We start from the raw sequence: 19,225 nt of genomic DNA on the forward strand, positions 1-19,225 counted from the left end.
ATTTGGGATGCTCGTAGAGGGTTTTTTTCTCTCTAAGCGCTTCCCAAAATGCCTTTTGATACCGCAATTTTCCCACAAGAGGAATAGCTTCTTTTTCCAAATATGCCTCTATAGTTTCAGTGGATTTTGGGCTTAAATCCCATTTATTAATTATCGCCGCGCAAGGGATACCAAACTGGCGCGCCAAGGTTATAACCCGCGCTCCATCGTGCAATCCTGAAGCACTTGATTCCATCACCACCACCGCAAGAGAAGCCCCACTAAGCGAAGAGACCACAGGGCACCCGATTCCTGGGCTTGCGTCACTAAGAAGAAATTGGGCGCCTCTTTCTTTGGCTTTTTTTCGGGCACGCTCTTTGACGTGCGCGACGAGTTTTCCCGAGTTTTCCCCGCCAATCCCTAGTGTTGCATGCACCAAATACCCTCCAAAGCGCATAGAAGAACAAAAACTCTCTCCCGCAACGCGCGGCTCCATACCAATAGCCTTGGGGCGACAAATCGTGGCGCAAAAATGGCATCCCTCACACGCCAACGGGTCAACCACAAAAGCGTGGCCCTCCCCTTTGCTAATGGCTCCAAAACGGCACACTTCAAGGCATCTTCCACACCCGCGGCACACGCTTGGGTCAATCACCGCTTCATGACCACTTTGAAAAGCCTGCGCTTCGTTAAAATCTGCCCCCATGAGGATGTGCATATTGGCTGCATCTACGTCACAATCACACGCTAGTACCTCTTTGGGATGCATGGCTGCTAGGGCAGCGCTGATGGAAGTTTTACCTGCTCCGCCCTTACCCGAAATAACGACGATTTCTTTCATGCCAATACCCCCAAATGGTGTGCAAGCACCTCCAAGGATGCCTTAAAATGGGGCACTTCTTGGGCCGCTAAAACACCCAAAGCACAGCAGCGCGCCACTCCCTTGTCGTGGAAAAAACGCCCGATAATCTCAATGCCTTCGTGCTCACAGTACATTTCAACCGCACTATCTCCCATTCCTACACGGTTAATCACGACGCCAAAAGGTTTATTAAGAGCGCGTACCGTTTTAACTGCGAGTGTCAAATCGTTTAGTCCAAATGCTGTTGGTTCACTCACAAGCACCACATAATCGCTCTGACGTACTGTTTGTACAAAAGAGCACGACGTCCCAGGAGGCGCATCACACAAAAGAATCTCTTTGGTGTGTGCCTTTGCCGCATCAAGAGTCTGGGCGATGAGTGGCGTCGCCATCTCTTGCCCCACGTCCAATCGTCCTTCCACCACAACAACACCCTCACACAAACCTGTTGCAATCTCGCCTATGCGCTCTTTTGCCATAGGGAGCGCACCAACAGGACACAGTTCACTGCACGCGTAGCAACTGTGGCACAACTGAGGAAAGACTAGGATTTCACTGGGTAAAGCAATGATGGCATTAAAGTGACAATGGCCTGCGCACGCTCCACACAGCACACAAACCTCTTCGTCCCACACCGGCCTTTGTTTGATTGCCACCTTTACATGTAAACTATCGGGGCGCAAAAAAAGAGAGACGTTAGGCTCTTCTACGTCTGCGTCTGCTAAAACCACATGGTAGTTTTTTCCCGCAAGAAAGTGAGCAAGGTTGGTACTGATGGTCGTTTTCCCTGTTCCTCCCTTTCCGCTGCCAATGGCAATCGTTTTGCTTTGCATGACTCTCCTTTTTTTACATATGCAAATAGTACTCTTTATTTTTACATATGTCAATATAAAATGTCACTTCTCTTTAATAATTTTTTCTGTATACTTAACAATTTTCACGAGGAGTTTTTTTGAAGCGTGTATTAAGACCTGCCGTACTTCCTTCACTAATACTCTTCATTGGTCTTGCCTTCACACTCTTTGTTTCTTACAAAACCCAAAAGTGGATTCGACTCACCGAGCAGTCTCGCTTTGAAACCGCCATCACCCACACCACTTTGCTTGTTGAAAAACGCCTTGAATCCAACGTGCAACTTGTACGCAGTTTAGGGGGGTTGTTTTTGGCCTCAGACAAGGTAACACGCGATGATTTTAAACAGTTTCTTAGTGCTTACAATCTGGCGGAAAAATTTCTAGGCATTCAGGCGATGGGGTTTGGACCCTTGGTGCCATTGGAGCAAAAACGCACCTTTGAACGCACTGCTGATTTTGACCATTATTTTATCTTTCCTGCGACTGCAAAAACAGCTGTACCTGTTTATTATCTTGAACCTTTTAATAGGCACAACCAACGCGCCCTTGGCTTTGATATGGCATCTGAATCGGTGCGCAACACCGCCATGGAACGTGCCCTTAAGCGCAAAGACATCGCTCTTTCTTCGCGGATTGAACTTTTGCAAAATGAGAGCGAAAGGGATGGGTTTTTGATTTATTTGCCTGTTTTTAATGACGCAAATGTTCACCAAGGTTATGTGTATGCCGCCCTTAATACCAAGCGACTCTTTGATGGCATCATGCAAGACCGCTACATTCCCGTTGATTTTAAACTCCACGATAGCGCCTCTCACGACAAAGGAGCGCTTCTTTATGACTCTAATCCAAACCTTACCTCAGCGCGCCTTTCGCGCTGTGTTTCACTACCCGTTTATGGACACGCGTGGATAATGTGCTTTAAAACCGACCGTGTTCTTGACTTTGGCGATGGAATCTATTTGCCTTGGGTTCAACTCTTTTTTGGTTCGCTTCTCACTTTTGCCATGAGTGCGTGGGTTTATGCCCTGTTGCATACCCAACGTCGCGCTCTTACGATGGCAGATAAGATGACTTTTACTATCCAAGACCAACTGCGCATCATCGACAAAAACGTCATCATCTCTTCCACCGATACGCGCGGTATCATCACCGAAGTAAGCCAAGCCTTTTGTGATGTTTCAGGCTACACCAAAGAAGAGCTCATCGACAAAGACCACCTCATCGTCCGCCATCCAGACACCCCAAGTAGTACTTATGAGACAATGTGGAACACGATTTTACAAGGGGAAATCTGGGAAGGGGAGCTTAAAAATAGGCGCAAAAATGGCTCTGCGTACTGGGTGCATGCCATCATTACACCCAAGACAAACAGTGCAGGAGAGATTACGGGCTACACCTCGGTTCGCCAAAACATCACCGACAGAAAACGCGCGGAAGAGCTTTCCATCACCGATCAACTCACAGGGCTTTACAATCGCCTCAAATTGGATGAGATGTTTAAGACCTATTTACATGTAAGCCAGCGCCATGACACTGATTTTTCCATCATCATTTTAGACATTGACCGCTTTAAAAACGTCAACGACACCCACGGCCACCAAGTTGGCGATACCATCTTGCAAGAGTTTGCAAAAATCCTCCAAGAAAACGTGCGCTCTGAAGATGTTTTGGGACGCTGGGGAGGGGAAGAATTTATGATTTTAGCGCCCCAAAGCGGCCTTGAAGCGGCACAAAATCTTGCGGAAAAGCTACGTACTAAGGTGGAAAATTTCTCTTTTTCAACCATTGTGCGGGCAACGTGTAGTTTTGGCATTAGCACGTACCACAAAGGAGATGATGAAAAAAGCATGGTTTCCCGCGCAGACGATGCCCTTTACCGCGCCAAGACAAATGGCCGAAACCGCGTGGAAGTAGAAGAGATCCAAAGCGCTGCTACAAAATTAACTTCCCTCTAAAAGCTTTTGGGTTTGTTGGTGGCGGTAGGCAAACATGCGCGCCAAGTCCCACACTACCAAAGGGTACACAAGCTTGGAAAATGGCTCAAAAGGCAAGCTAAAGCTAACCGTGTCACGCATTTTGGTGGTGGTTTCATTGACCACTTCAAAAGCATGCTCATGATGAAACGTACGAAAAGGCGACTTAAGCGAGCGATCAACCACCACATAGGGCGCTTGCATCCTTTCAATCTCCATTTTCCAGCGTTGTGTGAACCCAAAACGGGTAATGTCTAGCACAATCACCGAGCCTTCTTGCAAAGGCAAAACAAGCTCTACAATCTGCGCTTTTATCCACGGAGGGGTGATTTTGGGAAGGTTGTTGGTATCACAATGAAAGGCATACACAGCCTCGATAGGCGCATTTAATAAAGTGGAAAAAGAGACGGTTTTCATGGGTTACTCCTTAACGCGCAGTATACCACGCACCCACGAAAAACCATTCCTTACCTACGAATTTTAAAGGGTTTTGTCTATAATAGCCAAAAACAAAGGAGTGCCATGAAAGTGATGCTAAGTATCGCAGGAAGCGACTCCAGTGGCGGGGCGGGCATCCAAGCCGACATCAAAACCGCCGAAGCCTTTGGGGTCTTTTGCGCCACAGCTCTGACGGTTCTCACTGCCCAAAATACCACAGGGGTGCGTAGCATTATGCCTGTCCCTCCGCAGTTTTTAGACGAACAACTGGCCATGGTCATGGAAGATTTGCCCGTCAAAGCCGTGAAGATTGGGATGCTTTACAGCACCGAGCTTATCCGCGTGGTGGAGCGTTTTGTCAAAACACTTTCCATCCCCGTGGTGCTTGACCCTGTGTTTCTCTCTAAAGCGGGTTCACCCCTTTTGCAACCCGAAGCCGTAGAGGCCATGCGCGCGCTTTTTCCCTACGCCACCGTCCTTACCCCCAACCAACACGAAGCCAAAGCCCTCTTTGGGGAACCCTACCATGTAAAGGCTCCTTGCCCTGTCATCGTGAAACATTTCACGACGGAGAAAGAGAGCCACGACACGCTATTTTATCCCAATGGCACCAAACGTACCTTCGCTTCACCCAAACTTGAAACCAAAAATTTGCACGGGTCTGGGTGTTCGTTTTCTTCGGCCATTGCCGCTAACCTCGCCCTTGGCAAACCCCTCGAAGAAGCTATCATGCGCTCCAAGGCGTTCATCTACCACGCCATTTTCCACGCACCCGCTCTTGGCCACGGACCTGGGCCACTTGGACACAAGCAAGGAGGGTTGCATGTACGTTAGCAAACTCTATGTATTGACCGATGACATCCTCACGCCCCGCGAGAGCATCATGGCCCAAACCAAGGAGGTATTAGACGCGGGTGTGCGTACCCTTCAACTGCGCGACAAAACCCACTCGAATGCAGACTTGCTTCCTTTGGTTAAGGCCATGGTTGCCCTGTGCAACGTCTATGATGCAAGGCTTATCATCAACGACCGTGTGAGCCTCGCCCTAAACGCCAACGCGCATGGGGTACACATTGGGCTGGAAGACGGCTCTTTAGAAGAAGTGCGCGCGCTGTTGCCTGATGCGCTCATTGGCGTGTCGTGCTATGGGGATTTGGAACGCGCTAAAAAAGCCCAAGAGGCAGGTGCAAGCTACGTGGCCTTTGGGTCGTTTTTTCCTTCTCCCACCAAGCCCCACACCAAAACCGTGCCATTAGACATCATCGGCCAAGCAAAAGCGACGCTCTCCATCCCTGTGTGTGTCATTGGAGGGATTAACGCAAGCAACATTCACCTTGTCAAAGAAGCCGATATGATTAGCGTGGTGAGTGCGGCGTACAAGCCCGATAGCATCACCCAAAACATCCAAAACCTCGCCAAAGGACTCTTATGAACATTGCCATTTCCTCGTGCCTTTTGGGTAACGAAGTCCGCTTTGATGGCGGACACAAACGCGACCGTTTCATCACAGATTTACTCTCCAACTACGCCTCGTTTGTTCCTTTTTGTCCCGAAGAGTTAGCCTTTGGCACACCGCGCCCTTCTATTCGCCTCGTCAAACACGACGAAGGGTTACGCATCATCTCCAACAAAACGGGCGAAGACCTTACATGTATGCTTGAAACACAAAACCAACACGAACTCTCCCGCCTCAAAGAAGTCCCCCTCACAGGCATCATTTTTAAAGCTAAAAGCCCAACTTGTGGGTTTGGAAGCGCGAAAGTGTATTTACCAAACGGGCATGGCGAGGGCAAAACTGACGGGCTTTTTGTCCTTACATGTAAGGCCGCATTTCCCCACCTGCCCATGGAAGAAGAAGCCAGACTCCTTGACCCGTGGCTTCGGGAAAACTTCATCATGCACCTCTTTGCCTACGACCGCTTTGTGAAATTTTGCGCTCAACATCCCACCATGGGAGGCTTGGTGCAGTTTCACACGGTCAATAAATTCCTCCTTCAATCCAAAAACGAAGCCTTGTACCGCGACCTTGGAAACGTCGTCGCTAACCACGAAAAACACCCGTTTCCTGATGTGCTAGAGGCATATGGTGCGCTTTACAAAGAAGCCATTGCGTGCAAAAGCAGCGTAAGCAAAACCCGCAACGTCCTTGAACACATGGTAGGGTTTTTCAAAAAAACACTCGAAAAAGGTGAAAAAGAGCTACTGCACCTCATGATTGAAGACTACAGCCAAAAAATCATCCCGCTCATCGCGCCCATTTCTGCCATTGTGCTTTTGGCTAAACGCTACAACATAGACTACCTTTTAGAGCAAACCTTTTTAGCGCCCTACCCCAAAGAGCTCGCCTTGCGCTCACACGTGGACGCGGGTAAGTGAGGCGCATTCTGTGGTTTCGGCGGGATTTGCGCGTACGCGACAACCCGCTGTTAAGCTTCGAGGGTGAGGTACTGCCCCTCTTCATCTTCGACCCTGCTATCTTGGACGAACTTAGCAAAGACGACAAGCGCATGGGGTTCATCGTGCACCATGTGCAAAAACTCAAACAGGAATTACAAGAGCGTGGGCTAGACCTAGCCATCTTTTACGACACCCCCAAACGGGTATTTGAAACCCTTGCACCGTTGGGGTTTGACGAAGTGGTAGCTTCGGGGGATTTTGACACGTACGCCACCGCGCGCGACAGGGAAATCTCCCACCTGCTCCCTTTCAGGCTTGTCAAAGACACCTACGTGTTTGAGCCCGAGGAACTGCTCAAAAAAGACGGTTCGCCGTATCTGGTCTTTACCCCGTTTTACAACGCCGCCAAAGAACGCTTTACTCCCTTACATGTAAAAGAATATGTACCCGCAACGCAAACGCTTTTTCCTTACATGTACGCCGCTTTTGACATGAACTCTTTAGGCTTTAGCACGCCCACGCCTGCAACGCTTGACCCTCATGAAGCCCTTGTGCGCTTTGCGTTAGAAAACTACCTCAGCACGCGGGATTTTATGGCGCAAGAGGGCACGTCGCGCCTTGGGGTGCATGTGCGCTTTGGCACGCTAGGCATTCGCACCCTCTTGCGCCACCTTGCTACGCAAAAAAAGGAAGGTGTGGACACGGAGCCTTTTTTTCGCCAACTCATGTTTCGGGAATTTTACGCCCACTTGCTTCACCATTTTCCCCATCTTGAAACCCAAAACTTTCGTTATGCTTTTGAGGGCATCCCCAACGCCAAGCTTCACCGTGCGTTTTGCGAGGCAAAAACAGGGGTGCCCATCGTTGATGCGGGCGTGCGCGAACTGGTGCAAACAGGCTTCATGCACAACCGCGTGCGGATGATTTGCGCCTCTTTTTACACCAAACATTTGCTCTTGCCCTGGCAATGGGGCGAGCGGTTTTTTGCCGCGCATTTACTCGACTATGAGCGCGCCAGTAACGCCCTTTCGTGGCAGTGGAGTGCGGGCACGGGGGTTGACCCGCAACCCTATTTTCGCATCTTTAACCCTTACGCGCAAAGCGCTAAGTTTGACAAAGAGGCTGTTTACATCACACGCTTTTTGCCCGAACTTCACGCCATTCCTGCCAAAACCTTGCATGATGAAACAGCCTTGCTTAAGGGCGTACATGTACACTACCCCAACCCCATTGTAAACCACAAAGAAGCCAGAGTAAAAGCCTTGGCACATTTTAAAAAACACACCCAAAGCATCTAAAAATCACCCAAAAACTCTCCTATTAGCCAATTTTTTCCCAATTAATTTTCGTCATCATACGACATCTTGTTGTTAAAGGAGGTCTGTATGAGAGTATGGATTGTATTAGCCGTGTTATTGCAAGGTATGTTGTTTGCCAACGCAGACGCATTGTATAAACCCTGCGCAGGGTGCCACGGACTTGAAGGCGAAAAAGTGGCAAACGGTGTGAGTAAAATCATCAACCAAATGAGCAAGGAAGACTTTATTTCAGCCATGGAAGGCTATAAAGATGGCTCTTATGGCGGCAATCTCAAAGCATTAATGCGTGGGCAAGTCATGCGCCTTAGTAAAGAAGATATCGAAGCGCTTGCGACTAAAATCGTCAAGTAAGGTGCAATCATGACCCTTTCACGACTTGCGGACGCCAAAGCCTTAAGAGACATCTTCAACAGCACCGACACCGCATCTTTGTGGGCGGCTTTTGGCGCGATATCCTCTGAAACATCTTCATCTGCGATGTCTTTAGAGGCCGAATTTAACCGTTTTTTTGTTGGGCCGGATGCACCTCTTGCACCGCCATACGCCTCAATATATCTGGAAAAATCAGGGCTTTTAATGAGCAAAACCACGCAAGAAGTAAGGGGTCTCTACACCCTTTTTGGGCTTAAAAACCCCAAAGATGGCCAACAGCCCGATGATTTTTTGGGGTTTGAGCTTGATGCGTATTATCAGCTACTTTACATCGAGCTTCACAGCAACATTCTCTACCTTAAACCACTGCGGTGCTATTTTTTGCAAGAGCACATGGCGCGGTGGATACTTCCCTTTGTCGAAGCAGTCAAGCAGCACGCGCCCTCACCTGCTTTGACGCAGATAGTAGACCTGCTTCAGCGTTTCATTACTACAGAACTTTCTATCCAAGGAGAAAACCATGAGTACTCACCCATCACCTGTTGATGCCCTGCTTCGCGAGGGTGTCAGTCGTCGTAACTTCCTCAAAGGGCTACTCGCCAGCGGTGCCGTGGCATCGTTTCCTGGTGGCGCATTGGCCGCAGAGCCTTATGTGGACACCAAAATCCCCTTTACGGGCAAAAAAAGCTACACCACGTTTCGCAACGCCTGTCCTCGCAACTGCTACGACACCTGTAGCATCAAAACGTTCGTCAAAGACGGCGTGATTCAGTTTATCGAAGGAGCCAAAGAGTCCACATTTACCAACGGTGGCACCTGTGTCAAAGGCAACTCGTATGTCAGACGTGTCTACTCTCCCGACCGCATCAAATACCCTATGATGCAAGTAGGTGGCAAAGGTTCAGGTACATGGAAACGCATCAGTTGGGATGAAGCCATGGATACCATCGCCAAAAAATTGCTTGCTATCAAAAAAGAGGACGGCCACCTACTCGGAGCCGCGCTCACAAAATACTCTGGCAACTTTGGTATCACCCATTACGGCGTTGAGGGCATGTTTAGCTCCATCGGCTACACCACACGCTTTGCTGGAACTCCTTGTTGGCCTGCAGGCATCGATGCCCAAAACCTCGACATGGGCGCCATGTGGTGCAATGACCCCGAAGAGATGAAAGACAGTAAGTACATCATCCTCTGGGGCGCAAATCCAGCAGCTAACTCCGTACACTCCATGAAGTACATTTTTGAAGCCAAGAAAAAAGGGGCAAAGGTCGTTGTCATCGATCCCGTTTTCACCGAAGCGGCCTCTAAAGCAAGCGAGTGGATTCAAGTTAAAGTAGGCTCTGATGGCCTTTTGGCCCTTGGTATGGCTAAAATCATCATCGATGCTAATATGCACGATAAAGAATGGCTTGCCAAAAACACCAAAGGCTACAAAGAGTTCAAAGCCTACCTTGACACCATCAACCTTCGTGATGTCGCTGAAACTTCAGGGCTTTCGCTAGAACTCATTAGCCAAATCGCCCTAGAATTTGCCAAAGCAGACCCCGCTACCATCTGGTCAGGCTACGGTTTGCAACGCCACACCAACGGCGGCTCTATGATACGCGCCATTGACGCCCTAGTTGCTATCACCGGAAACATCGGCAAATACGCGGGAGGCTCTCGCTACGGACACCTTGACACGTGGGGTTTTAACTACCACGCCATGAGCATGGAAAAACCCGCAGGAAGCGTGGGATATGTGGGCGGCAAACGCATGGGAGAGTTTGGCCATGGCGCAGCAGGCGAAGAGAAACCTGATTACGATGACCGCTACCTCAACATCAACAAAACCGCGCGTGAAATCTTAAATTCTGACCCTAAGGTACGGCTTTTATGGGTAGCGTGTAAAAATACCTTTGCTCAAGATTTTGACCGAAACCTTCTCATTGAAGCGTTTAAATCCCTAGAGATGGTGGTGGTTGTAGACGAATTTTTCAACGAAACCACCAAGTGGGCCGACATCGTCTTGCCTGTCACTACACAATTTGAAGAGTACGATGTCAATGTCTCTTACTGGCATTACTGGCTCAGTATCAACGAACAAGCCATCAAACCCCTTCATGAAGCCAAAAACGACCTAGAAATCGCCGCGTTGCTTTCTAAAAAACTAAATGCGCTAGAAAAAGGCTCTTGTACCTTCCCTGAATACGTCGATACCAAACAGTGGACCGCCAAAGAGTTTAATGCGGGCATCTACGAGAAGTTTGGCATCAGCTCTTGGGAAGAGCTTAAAAACGGCCCTGTGAAAGCAAAGCCAGTCATCCCTTACGCCGATGGCAAGTTTTTTACTCCTAGCGGAAAGTATGAGTTTTATTCTGAAACCTCAAAAGAGTATGGTTGGAAAGCACTGCCTGAGTACGTAGAAGTGCGAAAGCCTTACGACAAATTCCGTCTTACCACGCCACACAGCCGCTTTAGTCTTCACTCTCAGTTTCAAAACCTTGACTGGATGGAAGAATTTAACGCAGAACCGTTTGTCTACATCAACACCAAAGATGCGACCGACAAGCGCGTAGAAACGGGCGATATTGTAGCGGTCTTTAGCAAGGTTGGCTTATTGCGCGTTAAAGCAAAAGTCACCGACAATGTCCCCTCTGGCACCGTGATGATGTACGAGCAATGGTTCAATAACAACATTTACAATGTCAACGAACTGGTGGATGACACCTCTTCAGACATGGGTGCGTTTAAAACGGGTGCGCCGGGCGTTGCCTTACACGATGCCTATGTTAACTTTAGAAAAATTTAAAAGGATTACGCATGCAAAAAGCATTTTTAGTCGATAGCAGCATCTGCTTAGGCTGCAACACCTGTGCGATGGCCTGTAAAAACCAATACCACCAAGACAATGGCATTGCGTGGAGAAAGGTGCGTGAAATTGGTGGCGAAACATACCGTGAGGACCAAAACAACTTTCTTCCCACTGTCACCTGGTACGCCAAAGCGCCACAAGCCCAAATGCCCGAGGAGCGGTACTATTTCTCCCTCGCGTGCAACCACTGCGAAAACCCTGCGTGCGTAGAAGTCTGTCCTGCGGGCGCACAAACCAAGGACCCTATCACAGGAATCGTCAAGCACGACCAAGAACTGTGCATTGGGTGTAAGGGGTGTGTATTGGCCTGTCCTTTTGGGGCGTCCAAATACAACGAACGCTTAGGTAAATCAGAAAAATGTAGCATGTGCTGGGAGCGACAAGATGAGGGATTACTCCCCGCTTGTGTTCAATCGTGCCCAACAGGCTCCATTGCGCTCATTGACATCCATGACCCAGCTTATGCAAATGCAGGCACCACCGACCCCCTTGGCATTGATTACGCCATCGGCTCTTCTACAAAGCCTTCCACGCGCTTTGTGCATCCTAGCTTGCCTGCTAAGATGCACAGGCTCTAAGAAGCCTCCCATGAAACAGTGGATTTTTATACTGCTCGTGGGATTTTTACCACTCTGGGGAGAAGAAGCCTCCCCAGGGGCCTGTCCGCTAATCGACATGAAAGAATTTAGTGATTACGCGAAACAAAAAGTGACCATCTCCACGCCCAAAAAAGCGAAAATAGGAGAAAATATCGTCACGTTCTCTCTTGAAAAAAACGACTTTCCTTCGGGCTATATGGTTGCAGGCTATGCGGATATTCATGCTTTTTCCGCCCAAACACCGCCTAGCATCGTCGATGGCTTTCCTCGCACAACCATCACGCTACACGAAGCAGGAACCTATGAGTTTAGACTAAAATTGAACCTCATTTACAAAAGCAGTTGAGGCGGGATCAAATTTGCCAGTTTGGCAAAACAATCTTTGGTCTTGAAACTTGAAGATAAATAACCTATAATCATTTTTCTAAAGGATGGCGATGGACAAAGCACTCAAACTTCAGCTTAAAACCCTTCGCATTTTGTATGCGGAAGACGAACCCAACATCCGTAAACCCATCAGTGACACCTTGCGTTTTTATGTACACAGTGTCATCGAAGCCCAAGATGGCCAAGAGGCCTATGAGCTTTACCAACTCCACAAACCCGACATCATTCTCTCCGACATCCTCATGCCTAAACTTAGCGGCATCGAATTTGTCCAAAACGTACGGGCCAAAGACCGCACCACACCCATCGTGCTCATCACTGCTCACACGGAAAAAGAGTATTTACTCAGCGCGGTAAAGCTTCACCTGGAGCAGTACCTCATCAAGCCTGTCACTCTTCCTGATTTACTGGGCGTTCTTGAAGCCTGTCTCGCCCAAATCGCGCAGACCCATCCACTGACCCACGGCTTGCCAAACGATTATCATTATGACATCGACCACAAGCTTTTAACCCACAAAGGAAAAGAGATTCGCCTGAGCAAAAAACAGATTGATTTTTTAGAAATGCTCATCCAAAACCGCCACCGCGTGGTCACCTACGACGAACTTCAATACGAAGTGTGGAAGGACGATGTCATGACCGACAACGCCATTCGTTCTTTAGTGTTAAGCTTGCGTAAAAAGCTTCCCAAAGACCTCATCGTTAACCTCTCAGGCATCGGATACAAGCTTGAAACGTAGCTTAACGCTTCTTTTTTGCCTTTTTAGCACCTTGGTAGCCTCGGGCTATCGGTTGGATGATAGCGCTTCTTTGGCCCTTCAAACCCGCCATCCCGACTCACACATCAAGGTTTTTTTACCCACCATGCCCTACCTTTACCTCTCCAAACTCGTCAATGGCACCTTAGTGCGCTCCAGTGACTCTTCGCAGGGGTGGGAGTACATGATGGCCCACTCCCACCGTCAGCTCTCCCCTACGGTGTATGACTTTTTTTTGGTTGAAGGAGCGGTGTTTCAAGATGGCTCGCCCTTTGATGCGGATGCGGTGCTTGAGAACTTTGCGTCCATGCGCAAAAGCCCTTTTCGGTATTCTGATTTGTTTTCGCGTTTGGACCGTGTTGAGAAGATTTCCCCTTTACATGTAAGGTTTACGCTCACTCAGCCTTATGAACTGTTTATGTTTGATTTGACCATGGTCAACCTCTACACCAGTACCTACCTAGAACACTACGGCTGGGGATTCAAAGGCGCTTCGACGTCCAATAGCATGAAACACCCCGGACCCTACGGACTTGGGCCTTACATTCTCAAAGAAGGGTTTGCTACGGGTGGGGAGCAAACCCCCGTCATTGAACTAGAAGCCAACCCGCACTACTATGACCCGCGCTTGCCCTACATCCAAAAAATCACTATCTACACCGAACTTGGTACCGAAGCGGTCTTAGAGGCTGCGCTGGAGAGGGAGGGCAGCTTAGACATCGCACCCATTCCTTTTAACCGCAAAACCGAAGCCGTGCTTTCCCCTTACGCCAAACTCATCACCCATCCCTCAACCCACAACATTTCGGTTTATTTCAACATGCTCAAACCCCGTGGCGTGCTAAAGGACAAAGCCGTACGCATCGCGCTCAATGAGGCCATCAACCAAGAAAATCTTTTAAAGTTTGTCTACAAAAACGAAGGGCGCATCGCCCCCACTGCCGCCACACGCAACTACGCCTCGGTGGAAACAGCCACCCAAGACTTGCCCACCCACTTTGAACGCGCCGCGGCGGCGCCTGATGCGAAAGAACGCACCAAAAAACGGCGAGAGATTTTAGAAGGGCTAACCCTAAAAGTGTACACCCTTGAGCGCTTTATGTTTTTATGGAAAGGCATCGAATACCAACTGAGCCAATACGGCGTACGCCTTGAGTACGAAACCACCACCAGCGAAAAAGAGCTGTACGCCCAACTGCTCACCAACCGTGAAAGCCCAAAAAACTGGGATATTTTAGCGTGGGGGAATGATGACTGGTGCAGTAACCACCCGTGGACGGTCTTTTTTAATTACCGTACTGATGATGTGTGGTCGACCATCGACGAAGATGCGCCCCTCCAAGGGTTACTGCAAGAGTTTTTCACTCTGCCGTACAATTCCCCTGCCTTTGTCCAAAGTGTGGGACGCATCACCAAGCGAGCGTACGAGGAAGCTTACATGCTCTTTGTACCCTCACCCAACATCGTCTTAGCGGTCAATAAAGAAGTCAGTTACACCCCCTCCGCGGTGTTACTCATGCCCTTATGGGAAGCAAAAATCACCCCTTACCATTGGTCGATTCGCCAAGGCGCATACCCAAGTGCTAGGCATTTGCCCATCCGCCCTAACGCGCACCTTTTTGAAGAAAGGCCCTAAGTGTCGTACCTTCGCATTCGCACCAAGTTTATCCTCATTGGCGCTATCGGGTTTTTGACCCTCTTGTCCTTAGTGGGCTTGGCCTTTAACATCGGCAGGCTTGGCATTGACAGCCTTGACCACGTGTTTCAAGACTCCAAAAATGTCCAAACCCTTCAGCAAGAGTTCATCGCCCCTTTGTTTTACCTCAGAGAGCTTTCTCTCTCTCTTGTGGTTGCACCCAATGAAGATTTTCGCCAAGAAATCGAAAGGGCGCTAGAGCCTCTGCTTGGCACCTTGGATGCAAAAATGAGCGCCCAAGAAGAGGTCATCGCCAAAGAGTGGCGCGCCTACAAAACCCAACTTGCCCAAACCCGCACGTTTATCCATGAAGACTTTGAAGAGGGGGCATTTATCAACGCAAATACGGGAGAGCGCGAACAATTTTACGTGCTTGCCTCGGCCTTACAAAAAGCCCAAGCAAAACAGCTTGATACCTCTTCTAATACCTACTTAGACGCCAAAGAAAGGATTGACAACACCCGCTGGACCATTGTCATCATCTCCGTCCTTTTAAGCCTTTTGAGCCTTACTCTTGGGTGGTTGGTGATTCGCAAGATTGCCCTGAGCATTGAGCGGGTAAAGTCGGGATTGCTCGAGTTTTTTGAGTTTTTTAAACACAAAACCATGACCAAAAAACCCATCGCCATCGCCCTTGACTCCCACGATGAGTTGGGAGAAATGGCGCGGGCCATCAACGTGGAAATCGACGCGGCCAAAGACGCGCTCAAACAAGACATGGAGTTCATCGAATCTGCGACCCAAATGCTCCAAGCCCTCAAAGGCGGGGATTTGCAAAAACGCCTTGACGCACAGGCCAAAACCCATGAACTCAATGCGCTCAAAGAAGTTATCAATCACATGGTGGATGATTTGGAGCACAAAATCCAACAAGAAATCAGCCGCCGCACCGACCAAGAAAAACTCCTCATCCAACAATCAAAACTCGCCTCCATGGGAAATATGATTGGCAATATCGCCCACCAATGGCGTCAACCTCTTGGGGAGCTAAACGCCATCTTGATGAACCTAGAAACCCGCCACAAATTTAACCAATTTGACGGGGCATTTTTGGAGCATTGCGTGAAAGAGTGCAACACCATCACCGCGTACATGTCCCGCACCATCACGGACTTTCAAAACTTTTTTAAACCTTCTAAAACCAAAGAGTTTTTCAACGTGGTCACCGCGTGCAAGAGTGCGGGGGGCATCCTTGCCTCTTCCCTAAAGCACCACAACATCGCCCTAGAGTGGGACATCGTCAAAGAGTACGAAGTGCTTGGCTACCCCAATGAATTTTCCCAAGCCTTTTTAAACATCCTCTCCAACGCCAAAGACGCGCTCACCTCACGCCTCATTGCGCGGCCAAAAATCCGCATCAGCATCAGTGAAGGCGCCCAGTGCGTGCTCATCAGAGTGGAAGACAACGCAGGCGGCATCCAAGAGGAGCATTTGGAGCGGGTGTTTGAGCCTTACTTTACGACCAAACATGCCAAGCAAGGTACGGGCATCGGGCTGTACATGTGCAAAACCATCATCGAAAACAATATGGATGGCTACCTCAACGTAGCCAACACGCCCGAGGGCGCGTGCTTTACTATCAAGCTTAACAAATAGCCATTTTTTCCCTACGAACCGCGTCAAAAAGGCGGTACACTCTTTTAAAAAAGGAGATCCCATGCGCGCCATGCTTGCTCTGTTTTTGGGTCTTTTTCTAGGCGGTTGCGCCCAAAGACATCCCGAACTCCCCACGGTCTTACATGTAAACCTTGAACGCTACGCAGGCACATGGTACGAGATAGCCCGTTACGAAAACCGTTTTGAAAAAGGATGCATCGGCGCCACAGCCACCTACACCCAAGAAGGAAAGCGCTTGCGTGTGGTAAACCGCTGTTTTGACGCACAGGGCACGCAAATTGGCGAAGCCAAAGGCGTGGCGAAGCTGGCCTCACCCTTTGACACCGCCAAACTCAAAGTAAGCTTTTTTCGCCCCTTTTACGGCGACTACTGGGTACTAAAGCTAGCGGATGATTACCGCTACGCGCTCATCGGCGAACCTTCACGAAAATACTTCTGGATACTCGCCCGCGAAAAAGCCTTACATGTAAAGGACAAAGAAGAGATTTTAGCCCACATGAAAACCCTAGGCTACGACCCAGAAAAGCTTTTTTGGACGCGGTATCCGTAGCCTTACATGTAAAGGGTTTTAGCGAGGACTAGTCGAGTGCTTCTAGAATGAGTTGGTCTATTTCTTTTTCGCTTAAGGTTTCAAAGTCACTTTTGTCGTAAATGTAGATAAGGTAGAGTTCGTTGTTGAGGAGCTTTAAATAGGAGATGAGCCTGTAGCCACCGCTCTTGCCAGTGCGTTTATCGGAATTTGAAATGCGCGCTTTGTAGACGCCACTACCTAAATAAACACCTAAATCCTCTTCTGTTTTGATGCCATCAACAAAAGCAAGCCAATCTTTGTCGATATTGCGAAACTTTCTTTTTAAATTTTTGACAGCTTTGGCAAAAACGCTGGTGTCTTTAACAGTCAGGTTATGGAGCGGTTTCACTCGATAACTCTTATTACTTTTGAGCGCCCTTCTTCAATGTCCAACAAGGCTTGCTTGATGTTTTTTTGCAACACCCGAGCCTCTTCTTTGTTTTTGCTTTCAATTTTTACAGCCTTTTTGGGAAGCATATCTAAAAGAACTAAGAATTTATCAAAATAATCATCGCGTATTTTCAAGGTCAACGTTTTCATGTTTAGTCCTCATGTAAAATCAGTCTCAATTTTGAAGGATTATAGCATATTTGCAAAGCCCAAAACGAGGAGCTAGAAAAGCTTTTTTGGACACAGTATCCGTAACCTTACATGTAAAGGGTTTTGGCAAACATCAAGCTACTTTGCCTATAATGTTTTTTCTATAAACTTCATGAAAAACAGACACTAGGAAACCTTTGATGTTTGAACAAACCTTTAAAAACATAGATGGCCCAGAAAAAGACCACGCCAACATAAACAACTATAAAGGGATAAAGAAGCTAGAAAAACTCTCTCATAGATAACAAAACTTCCAAAAAAAAGTTTGTGAATATACGAGATAAAAATTATTGAGGATAGTTTTAACAAATGACACTAGATGAAGCATTGCAAAAAGCCAAAGATACAAAACAAAGTGTTCTTGCATCTTTAGGTGGTATCACGTCAAGCTCCACAATAAAAGATTTGATTGTTGTTTCTTATTTAGCACTTGTAAAACAACATCATGCTTCAGTTATTTTACTTATCGAAAATAATCTCCATAGCTCAGCAGTTGCACTTTCTCGTCCACTGCTTGAGGCTTGCTATAGGTGCTTGTGGGTTCAGCTTGTAGCAGACAATGATGAGTGTGAGAAAATCAAGACTCCAGATTATGATTGGAAACAAACTTGGAAATTAGCTAAAGAAGTTGATGGTGCATTATGTGGAGGAGTTTTTCATAGTATTTGTCAAAGAAATATTGGAGTCTTAAATGATTTTACCCATGGAGGGCTAGAACAAATATCAAGACAAATCAATTATAGCACTTATATAGTAGAACCAACCTTTTCAGATGAAGAGCTGATAGTGCTGTTAGTTTCTTCAAATGCTCAATTAGCTATGACCCTCTTGGCTTTTGCATTAAATATCAATGATAAAAAATTAATAGAATTTGCACAAAAACCACTCCTCGAAGAATAAATAATGAGCTTGCCTGAACTTATCTCAAAACACCAAGCGCATCTTCTACATGTAACCGATGCCTACCATGGGGTTGAAGAAAAATACGCCCTTTTAGACCCGATGCTTTTTGATACAAACTTATCCCAAAAACACAACAATCGAGGGTTTGAAGTCTTACGCCAGAGCCTCTTTTTTGCCTGCGTGGTGGACATTGTCAATATCGTTTGTAAAAAAGGTGGCAATAAAACGCCAAGCATAGAAGGCATAAGTTCCATATTTTGCAATCGAGAACTTTTAAAATACTTCCATGATGCAATCGTAAATGCGGATGCTTTTGTGGGATTTTCTAAGACACAAGAAAAACAGAGTCACGGTTTTTGGGAAAATGTTACAAAAACCAAAACAAAGATAGACTGTTTGCTTCATTCGCCAAAATTAGAAGCGTTTGAAACCATACGAGACAAACGCATTGCCCATCTTGAACTTAAAAAATCTGGTGATGATTATGAGCTTTTAGATATCTCAACTCTAGGATTAAAATGGGGTGATATCAAAAGTATGCTAGCTGAAATGCAAAGTATTATCATCAATCTAAATCAAATTATGACGGGTGCAACGATTATCACGAGAGATAAAATTAATCAAACAATGCGAGATGAGTTTTGGGAACAAAACAAATGAAAACTGTCAACAGTATTGTCATAATTATCTCAGCAAAAAGCGTAGATAATTATTGGGTATTTTAGTATTCCAAACTGAAATACTTTTAAGCGATTTTTTGCCAATGTGTTACGCTATATGTAAAGAATACAGGGGCGTAAAAATGCGCAATATTAAACTTTTTGAAGACAAAAAAATCTGCAGTCATTATGATGAGAAAAATGAAAAGTGGTTTTTTTAGTTGTGGATGTGGTTGGTGTCTTAAGTGAGAGTGAAAATCCTTGAAAATATTGAAGTGTTTTAAAAACAAGGCTTAAAAATGAAGGTAGTAAGTTGGCTACAAATTGTAGTCAACTGAAATTAAAAGTAACAGATGAAAAATATTATCTCACAGATGTTGCGGA

Annotated in this window: 21 protein-coding genes; 16 read left to right on the forward strand and 5 right to left on the reverse strand. The window is 47.3% G+C overall.

What is annotated here, in order from left to right; genetic code table 11:
• Positions 1-820: ATP-binding protein (locus JWV37_RS02040; protein WP_205457989.1), on the reverse strand; the 820-nt coding region annotated here is incomplete at its 3' end.
• Positions 817-1,674: a P-loop NTPase gene (locus JWV37_RS02045; protein ID WP_205457990.1), complete on the reverse strand. Its 858-nt coding sequence runs from the start codon at positions 1,672-1,674 to the stop codon at positions 817-819. The genes JWV37_RS02040 and JWV37_RS02045, both read right to left, overlap by 4 nt.
• Before the next feature lie 119 nt (positions 1,675-1,793).
• Here JWV37_RS02045 and JWV37_RS02050 point away from each other — a divergent pair, with 119 nt between their 5' ends.
• Positions 1,794-3,650: a diguanylate cyclase gene (locus JWV37_RS02050; protein ID WP_205457991.1), complete on the forward strand. Its 1,857-nt coding sequence runs from the start codon at positions 1,794-1,796 to the stop codon at positions 3,648-3,650.
• Here the strand turns inward: JWV37_RS02050 and JWV37_RS02055 are convergent.
• Complete coding sequence (locus JWV37_RS02055) at positions 3,636-4,085, reverse strand: SRPBCC family protein (RefSeq protein ID WP_205457992.1); 450 nt, start codon at positions 4,083-4,085, stop codon at positions 3,636-3,638. The genes JWV37_RS02050 and JWV37_RS02055 overlap by 15 nt on opposite strands.
• Before the next feature lie 105 nt (positions 4,086-4,190).
• Here JWV37_RS02055 and thiD point away from each other — a divergent pair, with 105 nt between their 5' ends.
• The 13 genes from thiD (at position 4,191) to JWV37_RS02120 (ending at position 16,658) form a co-directional block, all read left to right on the forward strand.
• Positions 4,191-4,940, forward strand: a complete 750-nt coding sequence (gene thiD, locus JWV37_RS02060; RefSeq protein WP_205457993.1) for a bifunctional hydroxymethylpyrimidine kinase/phosphomethylpyrimidine kinase — start codon at positions 4,191-4,193, stop codon at positions 4,938-4,940.
• Entirely contained in the window at positions 4,930-5,538 is a 609-nt protein-coding gene (gene thiE, locus JWV37_RS02065) for a thiamine phosphate synthase (protein WP_205457994.1), read from the forward strand. The genes thiD and thiE overlap by 11 nt, the downstream gene beginning before the upstream one ends.
• The gene (locus JWV37_RS02070) at positions 5,535-6,482 is read left to right on the forward strand and encodes a YbgA family protein (protein WP_205457995.1); all 948 of its coding nucleotides are present in this window, start codon (positions 5,535-5,537) and stop codon (positions 6,480-6,482) included. Before thiE ends, JWV37_RS02070 begins: the two co-directional genes overlap by 4 nt.
• Positions 6,479-7,801 carry a cryptochrome/photolyase family protein gene (locus tag JWV37_RS02075; protein WP_205457996.1) on the forward strand — a complete coding sequence of 441 codons (1,323 nt, stop codon included), beginning with the start codon at positions 6,479-6,481 and terminating at the stop codon, positions 7,799-7,801. Before JWV37_RS02070 ends, JWV37_RS02075 begins: the two co-directional genes overlap by 4 nt.
• 87 nt (positions 7,802-7,888) lie before the next feature.
• Positions 7,889-8,173, forward strand: coding sequence for a c-type cytochrome (locus JWV37_RS02080; RefSeq protein ID WP_205457997.1), 285 nt, complete (start codon positions 7,889-7,891; stop codon positions 8,171-8,173).
• A 9-nt stretch (positions 8,174-8,182) separates the two neighbouring features.
• A complete protein-coding gene (locus JWV37_RS02085; RefSeq protein WP_205457998.1) occupies positions 8,183-8,740 on the forward strand; it encodes a TorD/DmsD family molecular chaperone in 558 nt (185 codons plus the stop codon).
• On the forward strand, positions 8,715-10,988 hold the full coding sequence (locus tag JWV37_RS02090; protein WP_205457999.1) for a molybdopterin-dependent oxidoreductase: 2,274 nt from the start codon (positions 8,715-8,717) through the stop codon (positions 10,986-10,988). The genes JWV37_RS02085 and JWV37_RS02090 overlap by 26 nt, the downstream gene beginning before the upstream one ends.
• Positions 10,989-10,999: 11 nt before the next feature.
• A complete protein-coding gene (locus tag JWV37_RS02095) occupies positions 11,000-11,629 on the forward strand; it encodes a 4Fe-4S dicluster domain-containing protein (RefSeq protein ID WP_205458000.1) in 630 nt (209 codons plus the stop codon).
• Between the two features lie 10 nt (positions 11,630-11,639).
• Positions 11,640-11,996, forward strand: coding sequence for a hypothetical protein (locus JWV37_RS02100; protein WP_205458001.1), 357 nt, complete (start codon positions 11,640-11,642; stop codon positions 11,994-11,996).
• A 91-nt stretch (positions 11,997-12,087) separates the two neighbouring features.
• The gene (locus JWV37_RS02105; protein ID WP_205458002.1) at positions 12,088-12,777 is read left to right on the forward strand and encodes a response regulator transcription factor; all 690 of its coding nucleotides are present in this window, start codon (positions 12,088-12,090) and stop codon (positions 12,775-12,777) included.
• The gene (locus JWV37_RS02110; RefSeq protein WP_205458003.1) at positions 12,767-14,431 is read left to right on the forward strand and encodes an ABC transporter substrate-binding protein; all 1,665 of its coding nucleotides are present in this window, start codon (positions 12,767-12,769) and stop codon (positions 14,429-14,431) included. The genes JWV37_RS02105 and JWV37_RS02110 overlap by 11 nt, the downstream gene beginning before the upstream one ends.
• Positions 14,432-16,087 carry a sensor histidine kinase gene (locus JWV37_RS12885; RefSeq protein ID WP_205458004.1) on the forward strand — a complete coding sequence of 552 codons (1,656 nt, stop codon included), beginning with the start codon at positions 14,432-14,434 and terminating at the stop codon, positions 16,085-16,087. It abuts the gene before it with no gap.
• A gap of 61 nt (positions 16,088-16,148) precedes the next feature.
• Positions 16,149-16,658, forward strand: coding sequence for a lipocalin family protein (locus tag JWV37_RS02120; protein ID WP_205458005.1), 510 nt, complete (start codon positions 16,149-16,151; stop codon positions 16,656-16,658).
• 28 nt (positions 16,659-16,686) lie between these two features.
• Here the strand turns inward: JWV37_RS02120 and JWV37_RS02125 are convergent, their stop codons facing one another.
• Entirely contained in the window at positions 16,687-17,028 is a 342-nt protein-coding gene (locus tag JWV37_RS02125) for a type II toxin-antitoxin system RelE/ParE family toxin (RefSeq protein ID WP_205458006.1), read from the reverse strand.
• Positions 17,025-17,219, reverse strand: a complete 195-nt coding sequence (locus tag JWV37_RS02130; RefSeq protein ID WP_205458007.1) for a hypothetical protein — start codon at positions 17,217-17,219, stop codon at positions 17,025-17,027. The genes JWV37_RS02125 and JWV37_RS02130 overlap by 4 nt, the downstream gene beginning before the upstream one ends.
• 369 nt (positions 17,220-17,588) lie before the next feature.
• Between JWV37_RS02130 and JWV37_RS02135 the strand changes: the two genes are divergently transcribed.
• On the forward strand, positions 17,589-18,179 hold the full coding sequence (locus JWV37_RS02135) for a DUF6988 family protein (protein ID WP_205458008.1): 591 nt from the start codon (positions 17,589-17,591) through the stop codon (positions 18,177-18,179).
• 3 nt (positions 18,180-18,182) lie between these two features.
• Positions 18,183-18,842, forward strand: coding sequence for an AbiU2 domain-containing protein (locus tag JWV37_RS02140; RefSeq protein WP_205458009.1), 660 nt, complete (start codon positions 18,183-18,185; stop codon positions 18,840-18,842).
• Positions 18,843-19,225: the final 383 nt, after the last annotated feature.

This window comes from Sulfurospirillum tamanense, assembly GCF_016937535.1.
GTDB lineage: Bacteria > Campylobacterota > Campylobacteria > Campylobacterales > Campylobacteraceae > Sulfurospirillum_B > Sulfurospirillum_B tamanense.